The sequence below is a fragment of the Streptomyces sp. SJL17-4 genome, assembly GCF_036826855.1.
Classification (GTDB): domain Bacteria; phylum Actinomycetota; class Actinomycetes; order Streptomycetales; family Streptomycetaceae; genus Streptomyces.
The window spans coordinates 3253108-3273485 of sequence record NZ_CP104578.1 but is presented as its reverse complement, the minus strand read 5'-3'; the positions used below and the strand labels follow the sequence as shown (position 1 = coordinate 3273485).

The following is a 20378-nucleotide window of genomic DNA, read 5'->3' as shown; positions in this document are numbered from 1 at the left end:
CGTCGTCGTACGGAGGGGCTCGTACGGGGGTACGAGGCGGTACGGGGGGTATGGGGGTGCAGAGGCTGCCTGAGGTGCGGGAGGTGCGGGAGGTGCGGGAGGTGCGGGCGGTACGGGGCGTACGGGGCGTGCGGGCGGTGGCCACCGCTGTGGGGACAAGTTGGTCCAGACCAATCGTGTTGTCAAGACCTCTGGCAGCAAGCCCTGTTCGGAGCGGGTGACAGCAGCGCGCACAGGCTCGGCGGGTCCGGCCTCCGGATCCCCGAGAAAGCGGGACAGCTTGGCGGATTGTGTGTTCACCACCCCGGGGGACGCGGATAAGGTGCAGAGGCGGCAGCACCCTGCGGTGATGCCGTGAACGCGGTAAGTGATCCACGGCTCCCGGGACACCGGAGGCCGGAGGGGACGGGGGGTCCGACGTGCCGACAGCGATCGCGGTCACCAGTGCCGACCTGGCGCTGCCGCCGACCGACCCCGGGACCCCGCACGCCACCGTCCTCCCGGCCCCCGACACCCAGTCGCTCGACGCCTCGATCGCCGACATGCAGCAGCTCCTCGCGCGGTACGGACACGTGGTCGTCGTCTGCCCCACCTCCGCCCCGCCCGCCGTCGAGCAACGACTGCGCGCCGTCCGCGCCCTGCTCGAAAGCGACCGGATCGCCCTGGTCGGAACCGACCTGCCACCCCTCGGAGCGGCCGTACTCGTCCGCCAGCTCCGGCAGTTGGCGGGCTGCGACTTCAGCCCCGGCGTCCTCGCCTCCGCCGCCCGGCTGCTCGCCCACTACATCTACGCCGGCGCCGTCCTCGGCTCCGTCTCCCGGCTCGACCGCGTCCCCGTCAGCCTCGGCTCCCACCTCAAGGGCTGGCTGCCCGGCGCCCACTTCGCCGTACTCGCCGGACCCACCGCGCAGATCACCCGCGTCGGCAGCGGGGAGGTGGCCCTTCCGGGACCGGAGTTCACCACCGAGCTCCTGCTCGCCCGGGGCCAGCTCCAGACCGACTGGCCCACGACCACGCTCGTGCCCGGGTGGCGGATCCAGGGCGCCGTCCTGGAGACACCGCTGCCCGAGGCCTCGCCCCGCTGGTGGGGGACGGGGAAGCTCGTCGAGTTCGCCGCGTACCTGCCCGACCTGCCCGTCCTCTACCAGCTCGTCTCCTCCGTACGGCGCGAGACCTGCCACTGGTGCGCGATGGAACTCATCGGCGACCGCTGCGGCTTCTGCGGGGCACCCCTCCAGGTCGGATCGGTGCCGGAGCAGGGCGGTCGCGCGCTGACCGGCGGCTCGGGGGGCGGGGGCGGGGGCGGCGGGCGCGACGGCGGCACGCGCGTACTCGGGCCCGGAGCGCAGACGACCCCACAGGCGGGCGCGCACCCGGCCCACCCGGCCTCGTCGTACGCCCAGCTCACCCCGGTGAACGTGCAGGTGAACCCGACCCGTGCCCTGCCGTGAGCAGCCCCGCGCCCCCTCCGCCCCCCCGCCTCGCCCCCTCCGACCCCCCGCCTCGCCCCCTTCGTGAACACTCCTCCTCCCGCCTCCGACCGCCCGCTCCCGTCCGCCCCGGACCCACGTCTCCGATCGAGGTAGTACGGCCATGAACTCCCGCCAGCGCCGCGGCGTGATCCTGCTGCTGCTGTCCGTCCTGTGCGCGATCGGCGCCTTCGCCGGTGTGCTCGCCGTCATCAGCGACGTGAACTCCAAGGTCGGCCCGGAGACCACCGCGTACCGGATCAAGCGCAACGTGGAGCCGTACGCCCCCCTGAGGGCGGACCAGTTCGAGAAGATCTCGATGCCCGAGCGGTGGCTCTCGGAGACCGCCGTCACCGACCTCCGCCAGATCGAGGGCCGGATCGCCGTCACCCGGCTCAAGGCCGGTTCGCTCCTCCAGTCCGACATGATCGTCGAGCGGCCCGAACTCCAGCCGGGCCAGCAGGAGATCGCGATCATGGTCGACGCCGCCACCGGTGTCGCCGGGAAGATCACCGCGGGCGCCACCGTCAACATCTACGCCACCTTCGCGGGCGACAAGAAGGGCGAGCCCTCCCAGTCCCGCATGATCGTCGCAGGCGCCCGCGTCCTGGACGTCGGCAAACTCACGTCGATCCGGGACAGCTCCCAGGGCTCGGCGCGCGCCAACGACGCCGTGCCGATCTCCTTCGCCCTCTCCACCCTCGACGCCCAGCGCGTCGCGTACGCCGAGTCCTTCGCCGAGCACGTACGCCTCGCCCTGGTCGCCCCCACCACCGGCGGCGCCCCCGCCGACCAGCGCGACCGCACCTACACGCTCGAAAAGGACAATTGAATCCTCCCCTCCCTAGCGGGAGGGGATTCCTGGCTCACGTTGGCTGTGGACCGGCGGTCCAACAGCACTTGCACGATCGGCACCAGCCGGGTTGAGACCAGCCCGGATCAGCATGACGCGGGCGGAGTTCTTGTCCCTGGGGGACACGGCTCCGCACGTGATGCAGTGATAGGTACGTTCTGAGAGAGGTAGCGCGTGCTTGGTTCTCGCTCCGCACTGTGCGCAGTCCATGGTGGAGTGCGCGGGATGCACGAGGCGGATGTCTCGCCCGTGCTTGCGGCCCATCTCGATCAGGGCTGCCTTGGTGGCGCCGATCGCAGCGTCCGCCGCCTTGCGTGCCATGGTCGTCTTCGCGAGGAACTTCGGCTGGAAGTCCTCAATGGCCAGGATGTCATGGTCGGCTACCACGCGCTTGGCCCACTTGCGTCCGGTGTCCTGCCGCTGGCGGGAGACCTTCTTGTGTACCTTGGCGGCCTGGCGGCTGGCTTGCCGGTATCCCTTCGACGCCGATTGGCCATGCTTGGGCCGGCGGCGGGCCATCATGCGCTGATAGCGGGTAAGGCGCTGCGCGGCCGCCCTCCCATGCTGCGCGTGAGCGAGGTCGTGGGTGTCCGAGGTGGTGGTGGCCGTCTCCCGGACGCCCCAGTCGATCCCGATCACACGGCCGGTGGTCGGCAGTGCCTCGACGGGCGCGGTCACGACGAACGAGGCGTACCAGTGGCCAAGGCTGTCGCGGTGAACGCGGACGGAGGACGGCGGGCCGGGGAGGTCGCGAGACCACACAACCGTCAGGTCGATGCCGCCTGCGAGTCGCAGGCGCCCGTCCTTCAGTCGGAACCCACGTTGCGTGTAGTTCAGAGTCGGGGCGGCCGCGCGCTTCCTCTTGTGCTTCGGCATCCCGGCCCGATGTCGCTGCGGCAACCCAGCTTTGATGTCCTTCAGCGCCTTCGCACGGGACTTGGCGAAATCGCGGATGGTCTGCTGCTGCGGGACGGAACTACCCTCTCGAAGCCAGCTGTTCGCGGAGCGGGCCTCTGTCAGCATCTTGTCCAGCCGGGCCGGGCCGCACGGCTCTTTGTCGGCGTACGCCCTCTTCGAGCGGGCGCAGCTCTCGTTCCAGATCCATCGGCACCGCGCCCACTCCGCGAGGAGTGCGGTACGAGCAGTCGTCGAGACGCGAAGCCGGTAGGTGTACCGGGCACGTCCGGTATTTCCGCCCACTCCGCCTCGTGTCGCCATGGTGTCATTATGTCACCATCTAGGCGTCGCGGGGTCATTACAGTGGAGCCATGGATGAAGAGAAGCGCATCACCCTCCGCCTGCCTGCCGACCTCCACGCGTGGTTGGCAGTCGAGGCGAAGTCCGCTCGCAGGTCTCTCAATTCCGAGATCGTCCACCGGTTGGAGTCCGAGCGGGACGTCGCCTCGCCAGGAGGCGAGCAGCCCTGACGGCAGCTCTTCCGTGCCCGCCCTGCTTGGCTGGTGCCGCAATGCCTCTCAGCTCCCAGGGCACCTTCGGATGAACCAGGTGAGGCCGGTATGACCACCAGGATCCTGCCGGCCGTCGGCGACCCCGACGCGGCCCGGTCCGTCACCACCCTCATCGGCCAGCTCCCCGACGCCGAGCCCGCCCTTCCGGTCACCGACTCCACCCAGCTCGTCGACACCCTCGCGCGGCTCGCCGCCGCATCGCTCGACGAACTCCCCGAGGTCGTCCTGGTCCACGAGCGGATCGGACCCGTCCCCGCGCTCGAACTCGTCCGCGAGGTCGCCCTCCGCTTCCCCGCCGTCGGCGTCGTCCTCATCACCGCCGACGCGAGCCCCGTCCTCTTCTCCGCCGCCATGGACTCCGGCGCGCGGGGGCTCGTCACCCTGCCCCTCGGCTACGAGGAACTCGCCAGCCGCGTCCAGGCCGCCGCCCAGTGGTCCGTCGGCGTCCGCCGCCACCTCGGCGCGGGGGCCGACCAGGTCACCGGCCCCGGCGGCACCGTCGTCACCGTCAGCGGCGCCAAGGGCGGCGTCGGCGCCACCGTCACCGCCGTCCACCTCGCCCTCGCGGCCCGCGCCTCCGGGCGTACCGTCGCGCTCGTCGACATGGACCTCCAGAGCGGCGACATCGCCTCCTACCTGGACGTCCAGTTCCGGCGCTCCGTCGCCGACCTCGCCTCCATCGCCGACATCTCGCCGCGCGTCCTCCAGGACGCCGTGTACGTCCACGAGACCGGCCTCTCCCTGCTCCTCGCCCCGGCGGAGGGCGAGCGCGGTGAGGAGGTCACCGACCGCGCAGCCCGCCAGATCGTCAGCGCCCTGCGCGGCCGGCACGAGGTCGTCGTCGTCGACTGCGGCTCCCAGCTCAACAGCGCCAACGCCGCCGCGATCGAGATGGCCGACACCGCCGTCCTCGTCGCCACGCCGGACGTGGTCGCCGTCCGGGCGGCCAAGCGGACCGTACGCATGTGGGAACGGCTCCAGGTCCGCAAGGCCGAGGAGACGGTGACCCTGGTCAACCGCCACCACCGCGCCACCGAGATCCAGCCGCCCCTCGTCCAGAAGATCACCGGCACCCGGGTCGCGGGCGTCGCCGTCCCCGCCCACTTCAAGGAGCTCCAGGCGGTCGTCGACGCGGGCCGGCTGCACGAGCTCGACGCCAAGTCGACGGTCAAGCAGGCGCTGTGGGCTCTCGCGGGCGAACTGGGCCTGGTCCAGGCCCCGTCGGCGGCGACGGCGGCCGGGCAGCCCGGCAAGCAGCTCGCGCGGGCGGGCGACCGGGGCTCGCTGGGGCTGCGGCGCCGCGCCGGAGGGCGCTGAACCATGCGTATCCACCAGGGCTCGGGCAGGGACGACAGGGGGCAGGTGGCGGTCGAGTTCCTCGGCATGGTGCCGCTGATCCTGCTCACCCTCGCGCTGCTCTGGCAGATCGTCCTGGTCGGCTACACGTACACCCTCGCGGGGAACGCGGCGGACGAGGCGGCGCGGGCGTGCGCCGTCGGCGACGACGGGCCGGCGGCCGCCGGCCGGCACATCGACGGCGCCTGGAGCGTCCGCGGCGGGGACTGCGGAGACGTGAGCGGCGGCATGGTCCACGTCCGGGTCTCCGTCGAGGTTCCGGTCCTCGTCCCCGGGATGGGAGGCCTCTTCCCGGTGGTGGGCGAGGCGGGAGCCGTGGACGAGGAGGGCCTCACGCGATGAGGAGAGACCTGAGCGAGGGACGGGGCTCGCAGCGGCGCGACCGAGGCCGGGCTGTCATCGCCGCCGTGAGCGGCCGCGAGCGAGGCCCGGCCGCCGTCGCCGCCGTGAGAGGCCGCGACCGTGGCCGGACCGCCGTCGTCGTCGTGAGAGGCCGCGACCGAGGCCAGGCTCCTGTGAGAGGCCGCGAGCGAGGCCAGGCCCCTGTACGCGGCCGCGACCGTGGCCAGGCTGCCATCGAGTACCTCGGCTTCCTGCCCATCCTGCTGATCGTCGGCCTCGCCGGGCTTCAGCTCGGCATCGCCGCGTACGCCGCCCAGCAGGCGGGCACGGCGGCCCGTGCCGCGGCCCGCGCGGAGAGCAGCGACGCGGAGGACGGGCCGGACGCCGGGGCGGCCGCCACGGCCGCCGTGAGCGGCTGGATCGATCCTGTCGTCGTCAGCTACCCGGGGGCCGACGAGTTCACCGTCTCCGTCACCGTCACCATCCCCTCCGTCGTGCCGTTCGTGGACGACTTCGGCGAAGTGACGAAGACCGCCACCATGCCCCTGCCCGACGAGGAGGACGAGTGAGAAGGGACGACGAATCATGAGTCTGCGGGCCCGGATCAACGCCCCCGAGGATCACGGTGGCGGCGCGGCGGCCAGGGAGGACGGCCATCTGGTCGCCGCCTTCCGCGCCAAGCTCCTGGAGGAGATCGACCTCACCGAGATGTCCGCGCTCGCCGCCGCCGAGCGGCGCGCACGGCTCGAACGCGTCCTCGGCCACATCATCAGCCGCGAAGGCCCGGTCCTCTCCACCGCCGAGCGGGCCCAGCTGATCCGCCGGGTCGTCGACGAGGCCCTCGGGCTCGGCGTACTCGAACCGCTCCTCGAAGACGCCTCCATCACGGAGATCATGGTCAACGGCCCCGACCAGATCTTCATCGAGCGGGCCGGCCGCGTCGAACTGCTGCCGCTCCGCTTCGCCTCCCACGACCAGCTGATGCAGACCATCGAGCGGATCGTCTCCACCGTCAACCGGCGCGTCGACGAGTCGAACCCGATGGTCGACGCCCGGCTGCCGTCCGGCGAGCGTGTCAACGTCATCATCCCGCCGCTCTCGCTCACCGGGGCCACCCTCACCATCCGCCGCTTCCCCCGGGCGTACACGCTCCACGAGATGATCGGCCTCGGCTCGCTCGACGAGCAGATGCTGCTCCTGTTGTCCGGACTGGTTCAGGCCAAGTTCAATCTGATCGTCTCGGGCGCCACCGGCACCGGGAAGACCACCCTCCTCAACGCCCTCTCCGGTCTCGTCCCCGACGGCGAGCGGATCATCACCATCGAGGACTCGGCCGAACTCCAGCTCCAGCAGTCCCACGTGATCCGCCTGGAGGCCCGCCCGCCGAACATCGAGGGACGCGGAGCCATCTCCATCCGCGATCTCGTCCGCAACTCGCTCCGCATGCGGCCCGACCGGATCATCGTCGGTGAGGTCCGTGGCGGCGAGACCCTCGACATGCTCCAGGCGATGTCCACCGGCCACGACGGTTCGCTCGCCACCGTCCACGCCAACTCGGCCGAGGACGCACTGATGCGGCTCCAGACCCTGGCGTCGATGTCTGAGGTCAAGGTGCCGTTCGAGGCGCTCCGGGACCAGATCAACAGCGCCGTGGACGTCCTCGTCCAGCTCACGCGGCATCCCGACGGCACCCGCCGGATCACCGAGATCTCCGTCCTCGCCTCCCACGGGCGCGAGCGTTTCCTGCTCGCCACGGTGTGCCGCTTCCAGGCGCAGCCGGTGGCCGCGGACGGGCGGGTGTACGGGCAGTTCACGTACCACCCGCTGCCGAGGCGGGTCGCGGAGCGGCTCTACCTGGCAGGCCAGCCCATTCCGCAGGCCTTCGGCGTGGCCGTGACGGAAGCCCACCTCACCACCCGCGAAGCGAAGTGACGATGACCGACCCCTTCTGGCTGACCACGGGCGTGACACTGCTCGCCTGCGTGCTGGGCATCGTCGGCGTCCAGCTGTACGCGAGCGGGGCCCGCCGGCACGCGGCGCTCGTCGCCCGGCTCGACGAGTCGGGCGCGCCCGAGGCCACCGGCCGCCGCAGGCGCCGCTTCCAGAGCGTCGACCGGCGGGTCCGCCGGACGGCCCTCGGCCGGAAACTGGAGCTGCGGATCGCGGCCACCGGCCTCGACATCACCCCGGGCGAGTTCACGGTGGCCCTCGCGGCGACGGTGGCCGTCCTGTGGGTCGTCGGCCAGGCGGCGCTGTCGCCGTTCTTCGGCCCGATCTGCGGACTGCTGGGCATCTGGGTCGCCATGGGCTATCTCGGCTGGCAGCGCCAGAAGCGCATCGAGAGGTTCATCAACCAACTCCCCGAACTCTCCCGCATCCTGGCCAACGCCACCCAGGCGGGCCTCGCGCTGCGGATGGCCCTCAGCCTGGCCGCCGACGAGATGGAGGCGCCGGCCGGGGACGAACTGGAGAAGGTGGCGCAGCAGTTGGCCGTCGGTACGTCGCTCGACGACGCCCTGGGGGAACTCGCCGAGCGGCTGCCGTCCCGCGAACTCGTCGTCCTCGTCACCACCCTGGTCCTCGCCAACCGGGCCGGCGGCACCGTCGTCTCCTCCCTGCGGAACCTCACCGAGACGCTGGAGGAACGCAAGGAGACCCGGCGCGAGGTCCGTACCCAGCTCTCCCAGGTGAGCATGACCGCGTACTCCGTCCCGGTCATCGGCGTCGGTTCGCTCCTGCTCATCGACAACATGCAGCCCGGCGCGCTGGACCGGATGACGGGCTCGGCCCTCGGGCAGTTCGCCGTCGTCGCCGCGTTCGCCCTGTACGTGGTGGGCTTCATCGCCATCCGCCGCTTCTCGAAGATCGACGTGTAGGGACGGACTGCCACCGTGGACCTCCTCCTCGCCCTCCTCGCCGGGCTCGCCGTGGCCGGGGCCGCGTACGGCGTCCGGCTCTATCGCGCGGACGCCAAGCTCCCCGACGACCTCAGGCTCGCCCTGGAGGTCGGCGCCACCCGCACGGGGGCCGTCGACTCGGCCGTCGACCGCCTGGGCATGCGCTGGTCGCCGACCGTGCTCCGGCTGATGGGCCCCAAGCGGGTCAACACCGTCCGGCGCCGCATCGACCTGGCGGGCAACCCCGGAGGCCTCACCATCGACCGGTACGGGGCGAGGCGGGCGGTCTACGGCTTCCTGGGCGGCCTGGGCGGCCTGCTGATGCTGAGCAGGGGCTCCTTCCTGGTGGCCGTCCTCCTCTTCGCGTTCGGCGCGTTCTGGACGGAGGTCGGCATCTGGTCGGCGGTCCGCATCCGCAAGGACCAGATCGAACGGACGCTGCCGGACTTCCTGGACGTGCTGGCGGTGGTGGTCTCGGCGGGCCTGGGCTTCCGGCAGGCGCTGGAAAGGGTGGCGGAGAAGTACGAAGGTCCGTGGGCGGACGAACTCCGCATCACGCTCCGGCAGATGGACATGGGCGTCAGCCGCCGCCAGGCCTTCGACGAACTGCGCCGCAGGAACGACTCGGAGCAGGTGGCGCAGTTCGTGACGGCGTTGCAGCAGGGCGAGGAGCTGGGCGCGCCGATCGTGGACACGTTGATACAGATCGCCAACGACATGCGGCGCACGGACGCGCAGAACGCGCGGAGGAAGGCGGCGAAGGCGGTCCCGAAGGCGACGATGGTCATCACGACGCTGATGGTCCCGGCGACGATGATCCTGCTGGGCGCGGGCCTGTTCCTGGGCACGGGGACGGACTTCGGGTCGGTGACGGGCGAGTGAGTTTCCGCCGAGGCGGCCGGTGACATATTCGGGGGAAAGACCTTCGCGCGCGCAACAGGATGTGCCACAGTGCGGACTGAGTGTGAGGGAGGGGGAGTGATGGACGTGGTCGCGACGAGCCTCGACAACCGTCAAACCGCCCCCCGCGCACGCGCCGAGGCCATAGCCTCCTGGCTGGGCACCAGGCCCACCCGATGACCAGGGCCCACACGGCCCACGGGCCCTGTCCGCCGACCCACCCGTCGGCGAACCGCGCCCAAGCACAGGCGTCTGAACGCGGAGGGGACCACGATGAACGACGCGATGCTGAAGGCCCTGACGAGGGCCAAGGTGGGAGTGACTGTGCGTCTGCTGCGAGGGGATCGCGGGCAGACGGCGGTGGAGTACTTGGGGATCATTGTGGTGGTGGTGGCGATTGTTGTGGCGATCACCGGCACGGACATCGGGCAGTCGATCAAGGATGCGATCGCCACAAAAATCACCGAGCTGACGGGCGGCTAGCAGTCGCGCTTCGGGGGCGGAGTGATGCGGGGCAGGCGTTCCCGGTGTACATCGCCGCTATCGGGGGCTTGCTGTTCCTGGCGTTCGTCTACTTCGTGGTGGGGCAGGCCGCGGCTACGCGTAGCAGCGCCCAGACGGCAGCCGACGCGGCGGCACTCGCCGCCGCAGAGGATGCCCGGACCCAGCTCCGCGAGGGGTGGCTCGGCGTGATTCTCGCCCCTGAGCAGTGGGACGGGTTTCTCCAGGGGAAGGCGTATGACACTTCCCCTGCGTGTCAGCAGGCAGCGGTCTTCGCAGCCAAGAACGGCGGAGCGCTCCCAGTCGACTGTGTACCTCTTGCGGGACAACAGGGTTTCAGCGTCACCGTGCGTACGCAGAAAAGCGTCGGTCTCCCGGGAACGGAGGCGCGGCAGGCCACGGCAACCGCGAAGGCCCTGATCGAGCCGAAATGCTTCTTCACACCTCCGGAGGAGCCGGAACCGGAGCAAACCGAGCCGGATCCCGATCCCACGGAACCGGAGGAGGAACCTGAGCCGGAACCGGAACCGGAGCCGATCACCGGGCTCACCTGCGGTGAGGAGGACTGGACGATCGACCCCGGAGACCCGGTACTGCCCAGCGCTGTAGATCTCTTCACTGTCCGACTGGCCGGCGACGACGAGTAAAGGAAGCGCGCTTCATGGATGTTCGGTACGCACGAAAGGGGCTGGCCTCCTTCGCGGTCGCGTCGGTGGCCCTCCTCGTGGTCGGCTGCGGGGCCGAGGAGAAGCCGAAGGCGGACAAGCCGGCCGCGACCACTGCCTCGCCTCAGAAGACCTCAGCCGGTCAGGAGCAGCCGAGTGCCGAGGAGCCGACGGAAGTACTGGCCCTCCTCAAGGGGCAGAAGGGCCTTGAGCTGGCCATCAACTCGGTGGAACGAGACGCCGGCGGTTTCCTTACGGTCAAGGGGCAGCTGAAGAACACGTCCAGCACCCCAACCATCATTTCCTCACGCTTGAGTGGTGACGAGACAGAGGTCGTGAAGCACGGCAACTCCCTTGGTGGAGCTACGCTGATCGACTCGCTGGGGAAGAAGCGGTACTACGTGCTGAGAGATACGGATGGACGTCCGCTGACCACGTCCGGACTTTCCAATCTCGGCGCGGACCTGTCGATCCCGGTCTTCATGCAGTTCCCTGCACCGCCCCCGGCCACCACCGAAGTCAGCTTCCAGCTCCCCACCTTCGAACCCGCCACCCTCAAACTCTCCTGAGGCGACGCCATGACGACGACATCCCGCCGCCTCGCCGCCCTCCTGGTCGCCTCCGTCGCCCTGGGGCCCCTCGTCGTGCCCGTGGCGTACGCCGACGATCCCCCCGGGTCCGCCGCCACGGCCTCCCCGCCCCCGGCCATCGACCCCAACTCCCCTGGGCTCATGCTCCCCGACGGTGCCACCCTCGCCGCCGCCAAGGTGCTCGACATCAAGCAGATCGTCGAGGACGAGGGCGGTGAGCAGCGGCGGCAGGACACCAACGTGGACGTGACGTTCGCGCTGCAGGCCGAGGTGCTGTTCCCGAAGAACAGCGCCAAGCTCTCGCCCGCCGCCAACGCCCGTATCGCCGCCATCGCCGCAGAGATCAACAAGCTCGGTTCCGGTCGCGTCCGTGTCTTCGGGTTCACCGACAACCTCGGGACGTACGAGCACGGGCTCAAGCTGTCGAAGGAGCGTGCCGTCGCCGTGCAGCAGGTGCTCGCGCGGAGCCTCGACGCGGGCACGACCTTCGACATCCGCGGCTACAGCGAGGACTACCCGATCGCCGACAACGGCTCCGAGGAGGGCCGCAAGAAGAACCGTCGCGTCGAGATCTCCTTCCCCCGCACCACGCCTCCCGTCGCGCCCTGACCCCGAGACCTCCTTCCACGCCTGCTGCTCCGTGGGCGACGACCGCCTGTGGGGCGTCAACCGCCGTCGCAAGGGCACCGCCAACACCCTGGCCGCGCTCAAGTCGATCCGCGCCGTCGACCCGACGGCGCCCCGATCCACATCATCCTGGAAGGCATCCGCTGGGGCGGACGCCCCGTCAGCACTGCAGCCTGACCACCTGCGAACCGCAGCCCCCGAGCGCCGAAGGGCAAGTTCAGGAGAAGGACAGCGACAGAAGGATGACTCAGGAGGCTGACGGCTCGATCTCCCCCGCAAAGACGATGACCTGGTCGATGAGGCTCCGCCGCAGATGGACGACGTCCGTTCCCGCCAGGCGGGGGCCTCCATCCGGCGTGGTGAAGACCCACTTGTACCGGGCCCACTCGTCAGGCATGTCCACCGCTGAGCAGCGCACCATCGTGCCGGTCCCCGCTGGGTGGCGCCGGATGTCCAGTACGAACCGCTCGACCGCCGCGATTCCTTCGCTGCGGCCCAACGGCCCCCAGAAGACCACATCTGAGGTCAGGGCCTGGGAGAGCAGGGCAGTCACATAGCTGTCGTCCGAGGCGTTGAACGCGGAGATGAACGTGTCGATCGCGGAGCGTGCGGTCTCATCCTGCATGCCCCAGTAATACCAGCCGCTTCGCGTGCGCTCGTCCCGCGAGCCGCCTTCCGGCCACGGTGGACCATCCCGGTCACAGCACGCGGGCCCATGGGTCCCACATGCCCAACGGGCATACTGGCGTGTCATGAGCACCGCCGGATTCACTCTCCGCCACACCGACCCCGAGGCCGCGTCCAGATGGCTCGCCCCCGCTCCCTCCTGGGCCGGCACGATCCCCGGGCTCGGGTTCGTGGATCTGCGGTACGGGAACGCCGTCGGGCGGGGTGACAGCTTCGCGCAGTTCTCGGTCACCGGAGAGCGCCTGCCGCAGGGGGTCTTCAGCGGCATCAGGTTCGGGCGGGCGCCGCTGCCCTCGCGCGCCAGGCTCCAGGTCGGTGAGTACGTCGGCACCCTGAGCCGTCGCCGCAGCGGGCTGTCCCGCGACGGCCGCGCCCTGCGCATCGGCCTCGCCGGCCGGGCGTACCGGTACCGGCGGGGGCACGACAAGAGGGTCCACGAGCTGCTGCGGCAGGGGATCGTCGTCCGGGTCACCCGCGACGACTGGAACAGGCCGGTGACGCTCGACGTCAGGACCGAGGGCCAGGCCGACGCCGTGGACCTCTCCCTGGCCCTGCTCCTCCAGGGCGTCTACACCCGGCACCTCGCCCAGGGCGGCCGCTGGTACTCCCTGCCGGGCCGGTTCCTGAACCGTACGCCCGACATCTTCTGAACGCCTCCGACGGTCAGGCGCCCGGCTTCCAGAGGGTGACCTCCAGGGAGATCTGGGTGGGCGGTGCGACCGTGGACTGGGGGTTGCCGCCGATGAAGCCGGAGATCACGACCCGGGCGATGTTCCCCTTGTCGGTCAGGACACAGAGGACCGTCTTGGCGGGGAGCTCCCACGTGGCCATCTCGGACTCGGTGAAGCCGCCGACCCGGGCCGCGCGGGCGCAGTCCGCGGCCTTCTCCGACGCGTCCGTGGGCTGGAGCTGGGCCGCGTTGCGGCCGTTGCGCAGGGACAGGTAGCCCTCCAGGGTGTCCTGGTAGGTCAGATCGGCCTCGACGGGGACACCGCTCTGCTCGGCCTTCTCCTTCGCCTTGTTCCACTCGTCCTCGGTGTACCGGCGTGTGGCCGGCGCGTCGAAGTCGATGGTGCCGAGGTCGGAACCGGGCGGCAGGCCGAGGGACATGGCCTGCTTCGTGTAGAAGGGCTCGTACGACACGGTCGTCGGTGTCGTCGCCGTCGAGGAGTCATGGGGGGAGGGGGCGTCGCTCTCCTGCTCCGACGGCCCCGATGGCGTCGTCGGCGCCGTCGGCTCTCCCGACGGCGTCTCCTCGGAGGACACCGGGGGCGTCGTGTCCGCCTCGGTGGCCGTGGGCGGCTGCGTCGGTGCATTCGCGTTCGACGTGCTCTCCCCCTTGTCCGTCAGCGCGGTCGTCAGGACGGCGCCGGCCAGGGAGAAGACGCCGGCGATCACCGCACCGATGATGGTGATCCGGACGCCCTCGCTCTGTCTGCCGAACCAGCCCTGCCGTCGGGGCGGCTGCGGGGGAGGCGGCGGGAACGACCCGCCGGGCGAACCGGCGTTCTGGTGCGGGTGGTTGCTCGGAGGCATGGGGGCCGTGGACACCGAAACTCCCTGTTTCTCTCTGGTGTTGGTGGAGAGGGGCTCCTTCCGCCCCGCATTCCGATGGCGGGATGGCGCGGCAGGGGCGTGCTGCGGTGATGATCGCGTCGCAGCCAACGGACTTTATCGTGCGTCTCGTTGGTCCCTCTCGTCAGAGAGCCAGAGAGCCAGGGAGCCAGAGAGCCAGAGAGCCAGAGAGTCAGGGAGTCAGGGAGTCAGGGAGTCAGCGCCGCCCTGATCGTGGCCGTCATCCGGTCCGGGTGCCGGAAGACCTCGCCCGCCGTGAACCGCAGCACCCGGCGGATCTCCGGGCAGGACTGCAGTGCGTTGAAGCGGGCCACGTCCCGTTCGTGAGCGCGGCGGGTGCCGTGGAAGGCGTAGCCCTCCACCTCCACGGCCAGTCCCTCCGCGCGGAACAGGAAGTCCGGGCGCAGCGGCGGTCCCGCCGCCGGTCGCAGGATCGGCTGGGACTCGGGGAACAGGCCCGCGTCCCCCATCCGCAGCCTCGCCACGGTCTCCGCCGGTGAGCCCGACGCCGGCTCGGCGAGCCGCAGCCACGAACGGGCGCGGGGCGCTCCCCGTCGGGGCGCCGCGAGTTCGGCGGTGAGGTCCTCGTACCGGACGAGTGCCTCGCGCCGCACCCCCTCGACCGCCCGCCGCGCGAGTGCCGAGTCGGCGGCCACCACCGCCTCCTCCCGGCTGCCGGCGGCCCGTATCAGGTCGCCGACCGTCCGCACGGCGGTCGTCGTCCGCAGGCCCCGTCGTATCGACCCGTCCCCGGCCGTCAGGAACCTCGTGCCGTGGACCCGTATCCCCTCGCCGGACAGTGATCGGGCCGGTGCCGGGGCCGTGAACTCCAGGTGGTCGACCCGTCCCGTCGCCCCCAGTCGCTCGATGCGGTGCAGTCGCGCCGCCGTCCCGTGGCTGCACATCCACTCCGGGCGCAGGAACTGGACGGCCGTCGCCCGCACCCGCCAGTCCACCTCCTTCCCCGGGGCCGCCCACGCGCCCCGGCAGATCCGCTGCCAGCCGTCCCCGCGCAGACGGCCGGTCAGGCGGCCCGGCGGCCAGCCCGCCGCGACCGCCCAGACCGTCAGGAGGACCCCGCCCCTCGCGAGGATCGCCAACTCGTACATACGCCCAACGATCCACGGAAGAGGGATACTTCGCACCCCCTGTGGAAAACCTGCCGAAAGCCGTCGTCAGGAAAACGCAAAGGCGGGGGGACATCCCCGCCGGCCAGGAGCATTCTGGACAGATGACGACGACGGGCGACACTCCGGGCGCGGCCCCGAGTGTGCAGAGCGCGCAGAGTGTGCAGTTGGTCAGTGACCTCGTCACCCGGATCCCCGAGTTCCGGGACGTGTACGAGAACCATGTCTTCCATCAGGGCGGTGTGCAGCCGCACGTGTTCTTCTGGGACGTCGTCCAGGACACCGTCCGCTCCTTCCTCGGCGAGTCCCCGTGCGCGGCCGACTGGCGCCGCACCCTCGCCTTCCTGGAGGAGCAGAGCTGTCGTGGTGTCCTCGGCGTCGACGAGGTCATCGTCACCTCCTTCCTCGGAGACCTGCCCTCCCCGCACGAGCCGGGGCACGCCATCGTCCGGCAGCTCGGTCCCGTCATGGCCGCGAGGTTCGGCCGCATAAGGCCGCTGGGCTGAACAAGGCAACAAGGCCGCTGGGCCGGAGCCACGCGCGCCGCCGGGATAATCGGACGCATGTCCCCGCCGTCCCCGCCCGCACTCAGCAGTCCCACCCGTGTCATCCGTCCCCTCCGTACCCTCCGCACCGTCGACCCCGTGGTCCTCGCCGTCGGCGGGTACGCCGTCACCCGCCTCATCGGCCTCGCGGTCCTCGCGATCGCCTCCGCCGTCACCGGCGAGGACGGGCTGCACCGGCTCAAGGGCCGCTGGGACTCCGTCTGGTACGTGCGGATCGCCGAGAACGGCTACGGGTACCAGACCACCCTGCCGAACGGCGACGTCCACCCCGACCTGGCCTTCTTCCCGCTCTTCCCGGCCCTGGAGCGCGGCCTCTCCGCCGTCCTCCCGCTGGACGCGGCCACCGCGGGACTGCTCGTGTCCTGGACCGCCGGGCTCGCCGCCGCCTGGGGCATGTACAAGTGCGGCGAGCAGGCCTTCGGCGCACGCGCCGGCGTACTGCTCGCCGTTCTGTGGGGCGTGTACCCGACCGCGTTCGTCCAGTCGATGGCGTACACGGAGACGCTGTTCACCGCCCTCGCCGCCTGGTCGCTCCACGCCGTCCTGCGCGGGCGCTGGATCCTGGCCGGCGCCCTGTGCGTGGCCGCCGGGCTCACCCGGCCGACGGCCGTCGCGCTGATCGCCGCCCTCGGGATCACCGCCCTCGTCACGCTCGTACGGGACCGGCGACTGCCCCTGCGGACGCTCGTCGGGGTCCTGATCGCGCCGCTCGGCTGGCTCGCGTACATCGCGTACGTCGGTGTCCGTGAGGGGAGCCCGACCGCGTACTTCGAGGTTCAGGCCGCCTGGGGCAACTCCATCGACGGCGGTGTCGCCCTCGCCCGGTTCATCCTGGGCCTGCCGTGGCCCGCCGCCCTCGGCCTCTGCGTGGCCCTCGCGCTGCTCGGCGGGCTGGTCGTCCTCTGCGTACGGCAGCGGCAGCCGCTGCCCGTGCTCGTCCACACGATCGGGGTCGTGTTCGTCTCGCTCGTCGGCGCCGCGTACTTCGGCTCCCGGCCCCGGTTGATGATGCCCGCCTTCGGGCTGCTGCTCCCGCCCGCCGTGGCCCTCGCGCGGCTGCGGACCAGGACCGCCGTGCCGGTCCTCGCCGGACTCGCGCTCGCCTCCGCCGGGTACGGGGCCTTCACCCTGCTGGGTTCGGGCCCGCCGTGAGGTCCCCGTCCCCGTCCCCGTCCCCGATCACGTCCCCGCCCGTCTCCACGCGCACGCGTACCCCCGGCCGCAGCCCCCAGTCCGCCATCGCGCCCGCCTCCGCCTCCAGGACGTGCCGGCCGCGCGGCCGGATCATGCCGAGCCGCCCCGGCCGCATCGTCACGACGGAGCGGACCGTGAACGAGCCGTCCAGATAGGCCACGTCGATCGCGAACCGCATCCCGAAGGTGTGCACGCTGTTCGTCCGGACGATGAGCATCGCCCCCGCGATCCCGTCCCGCCCGAGCAGTCCCCGCCGCCGCGCGCGGTACGAGGCCGCCACCTCCAGCGGCACCGCCCGGACCGTGTCGGTCGCCAGCGTCCCCGTCCCGTCCGCCCATTTCCCCATGTGCCAGACCGTAGCGGCCCGCCGACCCTAGGGTCGGCTCCGTGTACGTCACGACGATCATCCTCGCCGTCCTCTGGGGCGCCGCCGTCGGGCTGCTCGTGCCGCGTGCCGCGTACCGGCTCTCCGTGGCACCCGAGGAGCCGTGGCGCGACCGCTGCCCCGCCGAGCACGTCCTCGCCGGGCCCGCGCGCGGCTGGCTCGGTGGGCCGGGGCGGCAGGACTGCGCGACGACCGGAAGTCCGCACACGGCACCGCTGCTCACCGCGCTCGCGTGCGCCGTGCTCGCCGCCGCGACCGGCGGACCCCGGCCCGAGCTGGCGGTCTGGCTGTTCGTCGCGCCCTTCGCCGTTCTCCTCGCCAGTGTCGACGCGCGCGTGCACCGGCTTCCGGACGTGCTCACCCTGTCGCTGGCCGCCGTCGTCCCGCTGCTCCTCGGGGTCGCCGAGCTCCTCCCGTACGACGCGGGCTCCTGGCGCCACGCCGTGCTGGGCGCGCTCGTCCTCGGCGGCGCCTATCTGGTGCTCCACAGGATCAGTCCGGGCGAGCTCGGCCTCGGTGACGTCAAGCTGGCGCTGCCGTTGGGCGCGGCGCTCGGCTGGTACGGCTGGGACATCCTCTTCTTCGGAGCCTTCGCCGGGTTCCTGCTCGGCGCGGTGTACGGCCTCGGTCTCGTCCTCCTCCGCCGCGCCGACCGCTCCTCGGCGATCCCCTTCGGCCCGTTCATGCTCGCGGGCGGGCTGCTGGGGCTCCTCCTCGGCGCGTTCACCGCCTTTCCGTGAACCCCGTGCCCGTCGGCCCGTCGCCCGCCCCCCCCCGTCAACGCGGCGCCCGGCCCGGACGGTCCCTCTTCGGAGGGACGGAAGTCCGCCGCCGCGCCGGGGCGCAAACCCGCCACAGGTCCCTGCATCCCTTGTGCCGACTGGGCTCCGGAGAATTCGCCGAGGTTCGTTCGGCGTACGTGGCGCGCAACACGACTATCGAAGGGTTATGGTGGAAACCCCCCCTCGGGCCGGTCCGTATCCCCCCCCACGGACCGGCCCGTTTTTCTTTCCCGGGTCTCGCCAGGGCCTCCCGGGATCCCGTCAGGGCCTGCCCTGGATCCCCTCAGGGCCTGCCCCCGGTCACTCCGGGAGCGTCAGCCCCGGCCGGCCCAGATGTTCGTGCCCTGGGTGTCCACGGCGAACGAGTCGATCTCCGCCAGCTCGTCCGAGGTCAGCGGCGCACCCGCGAGCGCGGCCACGTTCTCCTCCAGCTGGGCGACGCTGGACGCGCCGATCAGCGCCGAGGTCATCCGCTCGTCGCGCAGCACCCACGACAGCGCCAGCTGCGCCAGCGACTGCCCGCGCCGGCCCGCGATGTCCGCGAGGCCGCGCAGCCGCCGCAGCACCTCGTCGGAGAGCAGGTCCGGGTCGAGGGACTTGCCCTGGGTGGCCCGCGAGCCCTCCGGGATGCCCTTCAGGTACTTGTTGGTGAGCAGCCCCTGTGCCAGCGGCACGAAGGAGATGCAGCCCATGCCGGCGTCCTCCAGCGTGTCGAGGAGGCCGTCGTCCTCGGTCCAGCGGTTGATCATCGAGTACGAGGGCTGGTGGATGAGGGCCGGGACACCCAGCTCACGCAGGATCCGCGCGGCCTCGGCGGTCTGCTCGCTGTTGTACGAGGAGACACCGACGTACAGCGCCTTGCCCTGCTGGACGGCGGAGGCCAGGGCCCCCATCGTCTCCTCCAGCGGGGTGTGCGGGTCGAAGCGGTGCGAGTAGAAGATGTCGACGTAGTCGAGGCCCATCCGGTTCAGGGAGGCGTCGAGCGAGGACAGCAGGTACTTGCGGGAGCCCCACTCGCCGTACGGGCCGGGGTGCATCTCGTATCCGGCCTTGGTGGAGATGATCAGCTCGTCGCGGTAGGGCGCGAAGTCCTGGGCGAAGAGCTTGCCGAAGTTCAGCTCGGCGGAGCCGGGCGGCGGCCCGTAGTTGTTCGCCAGGTCGAAGTGGGTGACGCCGAGGTCGAAGGCGCGGCGCAGGATCGCGCGCTGGGTGTCGAGCGCGCGGTCGTCGCCGAAGTTGTGCCAGAGGCCGAGGGAGATCGCGGGGAGCTTGAGGCCGCTGCGGCCCGAGCGGCGGTACTCCATGGCGTCATAACGGTCCGCGGCGGCGCGGTACAGGCGGGAATCAGTCACGTATCTCTGCTTATCACGGACTTGTGACAGTCCCGGGCTGGGAGCCTGTCGCCCGTGCGCAGTAGTGTGGCGGCTTGCGGACCGCCGCTGCCGGGTGGACCGCCGCTGCATGGAGAGGTATAGAACAGTGAACCTGCGCGACCTGGTGTACGGGCTCTACGCACGCCGGGTGGAAGGCCGCCTCGACCATGACCAGGTGCCCAAGCACATCGGGGTCATCCTCGACGGGAACCGCCGCTGGGCCAAGGCCTCGGGCGGGACGCCCGAGCAGGGACACAAGGCGGGCGCGGACAAGATCCAGGAGCTGCTCGGCTGGTGTGCCGAGACCGACGTCGAGGTCGTCACGCTCTGGATGCTCTCCACGGACAACCTGAACCGGCCCGAGGAGCAGCTCGTCCCGCTGCTCGGCATCATCGAGAACGCCGTACGCGCGCTCGCCGCCGACGGCCGCTGGCGCGTCAACCACGTCGGCACGATGGACCTGCTGCCCGCCCGTACGCAGTCGGTGCTCAAGGAGGCCGAGCAGGCCACCCACGACAACACGGGGATACTCGTGAACGTGGCCGTGGGCTACGGCGGCCGGCAGGAGATCGCGGACGCGGTCCGCTCGCTGCTCCTGGAGCACGCGGAGCGCGGCACGAGCTTCGAGGAGCTCGCCGAGATCGTCGACGTCGAGCACATCTCGGAGCACCTCTACACGCGCGGTCAGCCCGACCCGGACCTGGTCATCCGCACCAGTGGCGAGCAGCGGCTGTCCGGATTCATGCTGTGGCAGAGCGCCCATTCCGAGTACTACTTCTGTGAAGTGCACTGGCCGGCCTTCCGCAAGGTCGACTTCCTGCGGGCGCTGCGCGACTACGCCGCCCGGCACCGGCGTTACGGAACCTGAGTCCCAAGGGCCCCGGAGGGGCCCGGGGACACCGATCGGAACCGATCACCTCGTGTTCATGAACACGTCGTCATATGCCATGGCATGGCAGAGCCTGTTCGAGGGCATATCCCTGGTGAAGTGAGCGGCACGGAGACCGCCACCCGGGAGGC

23 protein-coding genes and 2 pseudogenes are annotated in these 20378 nt (G+C 71.2%); 19 read left to right on the top strand and 6 right to left on the bottom strand.

Annotation, left to right across the window (positions count from 1 at the left end; translation table 11 throughout):
- Positions 1-419 precede the first annotated feature (419 nt).
- Together N5875_RS14225 and cpaB are read left to right on the top strand one after the other, a co-directional pair.
- Positions 420-1451, top strand: coding sequence for a hypothetical protein (locus N5875_RS14225; protein ID WP_338494084.1), 1032 nt, complete (start codon positions 420-422; stop codon positions 1449-1451).
- Between the two features lie 142 nt (positions 1452-1593).
- Positions 1594-2301: a Flp pilus assembly protein CpaB gene (gene cpaB, locus N5875_RS14220; protein ID WP_318208959.1), complete on the top strand. Its 708-nt coding sequence runs from the start codon at positions 1594-1596 to the stop codon at positions 2299-2301.
- Positions 2302-2313: 12 nt separating this feature from the next.
- On the opposite strand, the gene N5875_RS14215 is transcribed toward cpaB, so the two are convergent.
- Positions 2314-3540 (bottom strand): transposase, encoded by a 1227-nt coding sequence (locus N5875_RS14215; RefSeq protein ID WP_318208960.1) that lies wholly within the window; start codon positions 3538-3540, stop codon positions 2314-2316.
- A 50-nt stretch (positions 3541-3590) separates the two neighbouring features.
- Between N5875_RS14215 and N5875_RS14210 the strand changes: the two genes are divergently transcribed.
- The 12 genes and pseudogenes from N5875_RS14210 to N5875_RS14155 all read left to right on the top strand — a co-directional run.
- On the top strand, positions 3591-3749 hold the full coding sequence (locus N5875_RS14210; protein WP_318208961.1) for a toxin-antitoxin system HicB family antitoxin: 159 nt from the start codon (positions 3591-3593) through the stop codon (positions 3747-3749).
- Positions 3750-3839: 90 nt separating this feature from the next.
- Positions 3840-5108 (top strand): P-loop NTPase, encoded by a 1269-nt coding sequence (locus tag N5875_RS14205; protein ID WP_338494078.1) that lies wholly within the window; start codon positions 3840-3842, stop codon positions 5106-5108.
- A gap of 3 nt (positions 5109-5111) precedes the next feature.
- On the top strand, positions 5112-5489 hold the full coding sequence (locus N5875_RS14200; protein WP_318208963.1) for a TadE/TadG family type IV pilus assembly protein: 378 nt from the start codon (positions 5112-5114) through the stop codon (positions 5487-5489).
- The gene (locus tag N5875_RS14195) at positions 5486-6058 is read left to right on the top strand and encodes a TadE/TadG family type IV pilus assembly protein (RefSeq protein ID WP_318208964.1); all 573 of its coding nucleotides are present in this window, start codon (positions 5486-5488) and stop codon (positions 6056-6058) included. The genes N5875_RS14200 and N5875_RS14195 overlap by 4 nt, the downstream gene beginning before the upstream one ends.
- A gap of 16 nt (positions 6059-6074) precedes the next feature.
- Positions 6075-7421 (top strand): CpaF family protein, encoded by a 1347-nt coding sequence (locus N5875_RS14190; RefSeq protein ID WP_318208965.1) that lies wholly within the window; start codon positions 6075-6077, stop codon positions 7419-7421.
- A 2-nt stretch (positions 7422-7423) separates the two neighbouring features.
- On the top strand, positions 7424-8365 hold the full coding sequence (locus N5875_RS14185) for a type II secretion system F family protein (RefSeq protein WP_318208966.1): 942 nt from the start codon (positions 7424-7426) through the stop codon (positions 8363-8365).
- Between the two features lie 15 nt (positions 8366-8380).
- Positions 8381-9268 (top strand): DUF5936 domain-containing protein, encoded by an 888-nt coding sequence (locus tag N5875_RS14180; RefSeq protein WP_318208967.1) that lies wholly within the window; start codon positions 8381-8383, stop codon positions 9266-9268.
- A 303-nt stretch (positions 9269-9571) separates the two neighbouring features.
- Entirely contained in the window at positions 9572-9769 is a 198-nt protein-coding gene (locus N5875_RS14175) for a Flp family type IVb pilin (RefSeq protein WP_318209234.1), read from the top strand.
- Positions 9770-9810: 41 nt separating this feature from the next.
- Positions 9811-10434: pseudogene (locus tag N5875_RS14170) on the top strand (pilus assembly protein TadG-related protein); the annotation flags it as partial.
- Positions 10435-10448: 14 nt separating this feature from the next.
- Positions 10449-11021 carry a hypothetical protein gene (locus N5875_RS14165; RefSeq protein WP_318208968.1) on the top strand — a complete coding sequence of 191 codons (573 nt, stop codon included), beginning with the start codon at positions 10449-10451 and terminating at the stop codon, positions 11019-11021.
- A gap of 9 nt (positions 11022-11030) precedes the next feature.
- Positions 11031-11651, top strand: coding sequence for an OmpA family protein (locus N5875_RS14160; RefSeq protein ID WP_318208969.1), 621 nt, complete (start codon positions 11031-11033; stop codon positions 11649-11651).
- A gap of 13 nt (positions 11652-11664) precedes the next feature.
- Positions 11665-11810 (top strand): annotated as a pseudogene (locus tag N5875_RS14155) (IS630 family transposase); the annotation flags it as partial.
- Between the two features lie 106 nt (positions 11811-11916).
- On the opposite strand, the gene N5875_RS14150 reads toward N5875_RS14155, so the two are convergent.
- The gene (locus N5875_RS14150; protein WP_338494069.1) at positions 11917-12294 is read right to left on the bottom strand and encodes a nuclear transport factor 2 family protein; all 378 of its coding nucleotides are present in this window, start codon (positions 12292-12294) and stop codon (positions 11917-11919) included.
- Between the two features lie 127 nt (positions 12295-12421).
- Here N5875_RS14150 and N5875_RS14145 point away from each other — a divergent pair, with 127 nt between their 5' ends.
- A complete protein-coding gene (locus N5875_RS14145) occupies positions 12422-13006 on the top strand; it encodes a hypothetical protein (RefSeq protein ID WP_318208971.1) in 585 nt (194 codons plus the stop codon).
- 13 nt (positions 13007-13019) lie between these two features.
- Here the strand turns inward: N5875_RS14145 and N5875_RS14140 are convergent, their stop codons facing one another.
- Both N5875_RS14140 and N5875_RS14135 read right to left on the bottom strand, forming a co-directional pair.
- The gene (locus tag N5875_RS14140) at positions 13020-13907 is read right to left on the bottom strand and encodes a hypothetical protein (RefSeq protein ID WP_338494065.1); all 888 of its coding nucleotides are present in this window, start codon (positions 13905-13907) and stop codon (positions 13020-13022) included.
- 212 nt (positions 13908-14119) lie between these two features.
- Positions 14120-15040 (bottom strand): hypothetical protein, encoded by a 921-nt coding sequence (locus N5875_RS14135; RefSeq protein ID WP_338494062.1) that lies wholly within the window; start codon positions 15038-15040, stop codon positions 14120-14122.
- 122 nt (positions 15041-15162) lie between these two features.
- Between N5875_RS14135 and N5875_RS14130 the strand changes: the two genes are divergently transcribed.
- A complete protein-coding gene (locus N5875_RS14130; protein ID WP_318208974.1) occupies positions 15163-15564 on the top strand; it encodes a hypothetical protein in 402 nt (133 codons plus the stop codon).
- 57 nt (positions 15565-15621) lie between these two features.
- Positions 15622-16776 carry a hypothetical protein gene (locus tag N5875_RS14125; protein ID WP_338494060.1) on the top strand — a complete coding sequence of 385 codons (1155 nt, stop codon included), beginning with the start codon at positions 15622-15624 and terminating at the stop codon, positions 16774-16776.
- Here N5875_RS14125 and N5875_RS14120 read toward each other — a convergent pair.
- A complete protein-coding gene (locus tag N5875_RS14120) occupies positions 16748-17164 on the bottom strand; it encodes a DUF192 domain-containing protein (RefSeq protein WP_318208976.1) in 417 nt (138 codons plus the stop codon). The genes N5875_RS14125 and N5875_RS14120 overlap by 29 nt on opposite strands.
- A 41-nt stretch (positions 17165-17205) precedes the next feature.
- On the opposite strand from N5875_RS14120, the gene N5875_RS14115 reads away from it, so the two are divergent.
- Positions 17206-17943, top strand: coding sequence for an A24 family peptidase (locus tag N5875_RS14115; RefSeq protein WP_318208977.1), 738 nt, complete (start codon positions 17206-17208; stop codon positions 17941-17943).
- 356 nt (positions 17944-18299) lie between these two features.
- Here the strand turns inward: N5875_RS14115 and mgrA are convergent, their stop codons facing one another.
- A complete protein-coding gene (gene mgrA, locus N5875_RS14110) occupies positions 18300-19337 on the bottom strand; it encodes an L-glyceraldehyde 3-phosphate reductase (RefSeq protein ID WP_318208978.1) in 1038 nt (345 codons plus the stop codon).
- 127 nt (positions 19338-19464) lie between these two features.
- Between mgrA and N5875_RS14105 the strand changes: the two genes are divergently transcribed.
- Positions 19465-20226, top strand: coding sequence for an isoprenyl transferase (locus tag N5875_RS14105; protein ID WP_318208979.1), 762 nt, complete (start codon positions 19465-19467; stop codon positions 20224-20226).
- Positions 20227-20378: the final 152 nt, after the last annotated feature.

Bases quoted from the DNA above. Each gene is read 5' to 3' on its own strand.
- N5875_RS14205 (WP_338494078.1), top strand. From the start codon at position 3,840: ATGACCACCAGGATCCTGCCGGCCGTCGGCGACCCCGACGCGGCCCGG.
- N5875_RS14135 (WP_338494062.1), bottom strand. From the start codon at position 15,040: ATGTACGAGTTGGCGATCCTCGCGAGGGGCGGGGTCCTCCTGACGGTC.
- N5875_RS14120 (WP_318208976.1), bottom strand. From the start codon at position 17,164: ATGGGGAAATGGGCGGACGGGACGGGGACGCTGGCGACCGACACGGTC.
- N5875_RS14125 (WP_338494060.1), top strand. From the start codon at position 15,622: ATGTCCCCGCCGTCCCCGCCCGCACTCAGCAGTCCCACCCGTGTCATC.
- N5875_RS14145 (WP_318208971.1), top strand. From the start codon at position 12,422: ATGAGCACCGCCGGATTCACTCTCCGCCACACCGACCCCGAGGCCGCG.
- cpaB (WP_318208959.1), top strand. From the start codon at position 1,594: ATGAACTCCCGCCAGCGCCGCGGCGTGATCCTGCTGCTGCTGTCCGTC.
- N5875_RS14190 (WP_318208965.1), top strand. From the start codon at position 6,075: ATGAGTCTGCGGGCCCGGATCAACGCCCCCGAGGATCACGGTGGCGGC.
- N5875_RS14175 (WP_318209234.1), top strand. From the start codon at position 9,572: ATGCTGAAGGCCCTGACGAGGGCCAAGGTGGGAGTGACTGTGCGTCTG.
- N5875_RS14185 (WP_318208966.1), top strand. From the start codon at position 7,424: ATGACCGACCCCTTCTGGCTGACCACGGGCGTGACACTGCTCGCCTGC.
- N5875_RS14130 (WP_318208974.1), top strand. From the start codon at position 15,163: ATGACGACGACGGGCGACACTCCGGGCGCGGCCCCGAGTGTGCAGAGC.
- N5875_RS14165 (WP_318208968.1), top strand. From the start codon at position 10,449: ATGGATGTTCGGTACGCACGAAAGGGGCTGGCCTCCTTCGCGGTCGCG.
- N5875_RS14200 (WP_318208963.1), top strand. From the start codon at position 5,112: ATGCGTATCCACCAGGGCTCGGGCAGGGACGACAGGGGGCAGGTGGCG.
- N5875_RS14210 (WP_318208961.1), top strand. From the start codon at position 3,591: ATGGATGAAGAGAAGCGCATCACCCTCCGCCTGCCTGCCGACCTCCAC.
- N5875_RS14195 (WP_318208964.1), top strand. From the start codon at position 5,486: ATGAGGAGAGACCTGAGCGAGGGACGGGGCTCGCAGCGGCGCGACCGA.
- N5875_RS14215 (WP_318208960.1), bottom strand. From the start codon at position 3,540: ATGGCGACACGAGGCGGAGTGGGCGGAAATACCGGACGTGCCCGGTAC.
- N5875_RS14160 (WP_318208969.1), top strand. From the start codon at position 11,031: ATGACGACGACATCCCGCCGCCTCGCCGCCCTCCTGGTCGCCTCCGTC.
- N5875_RS14150 (WP_338494069.1), bottom strand. From the start codon at position 12,294: ATGCAGGATGAGACCGCACGCTCCGCGATCGACACGTTCATCTCCGCG.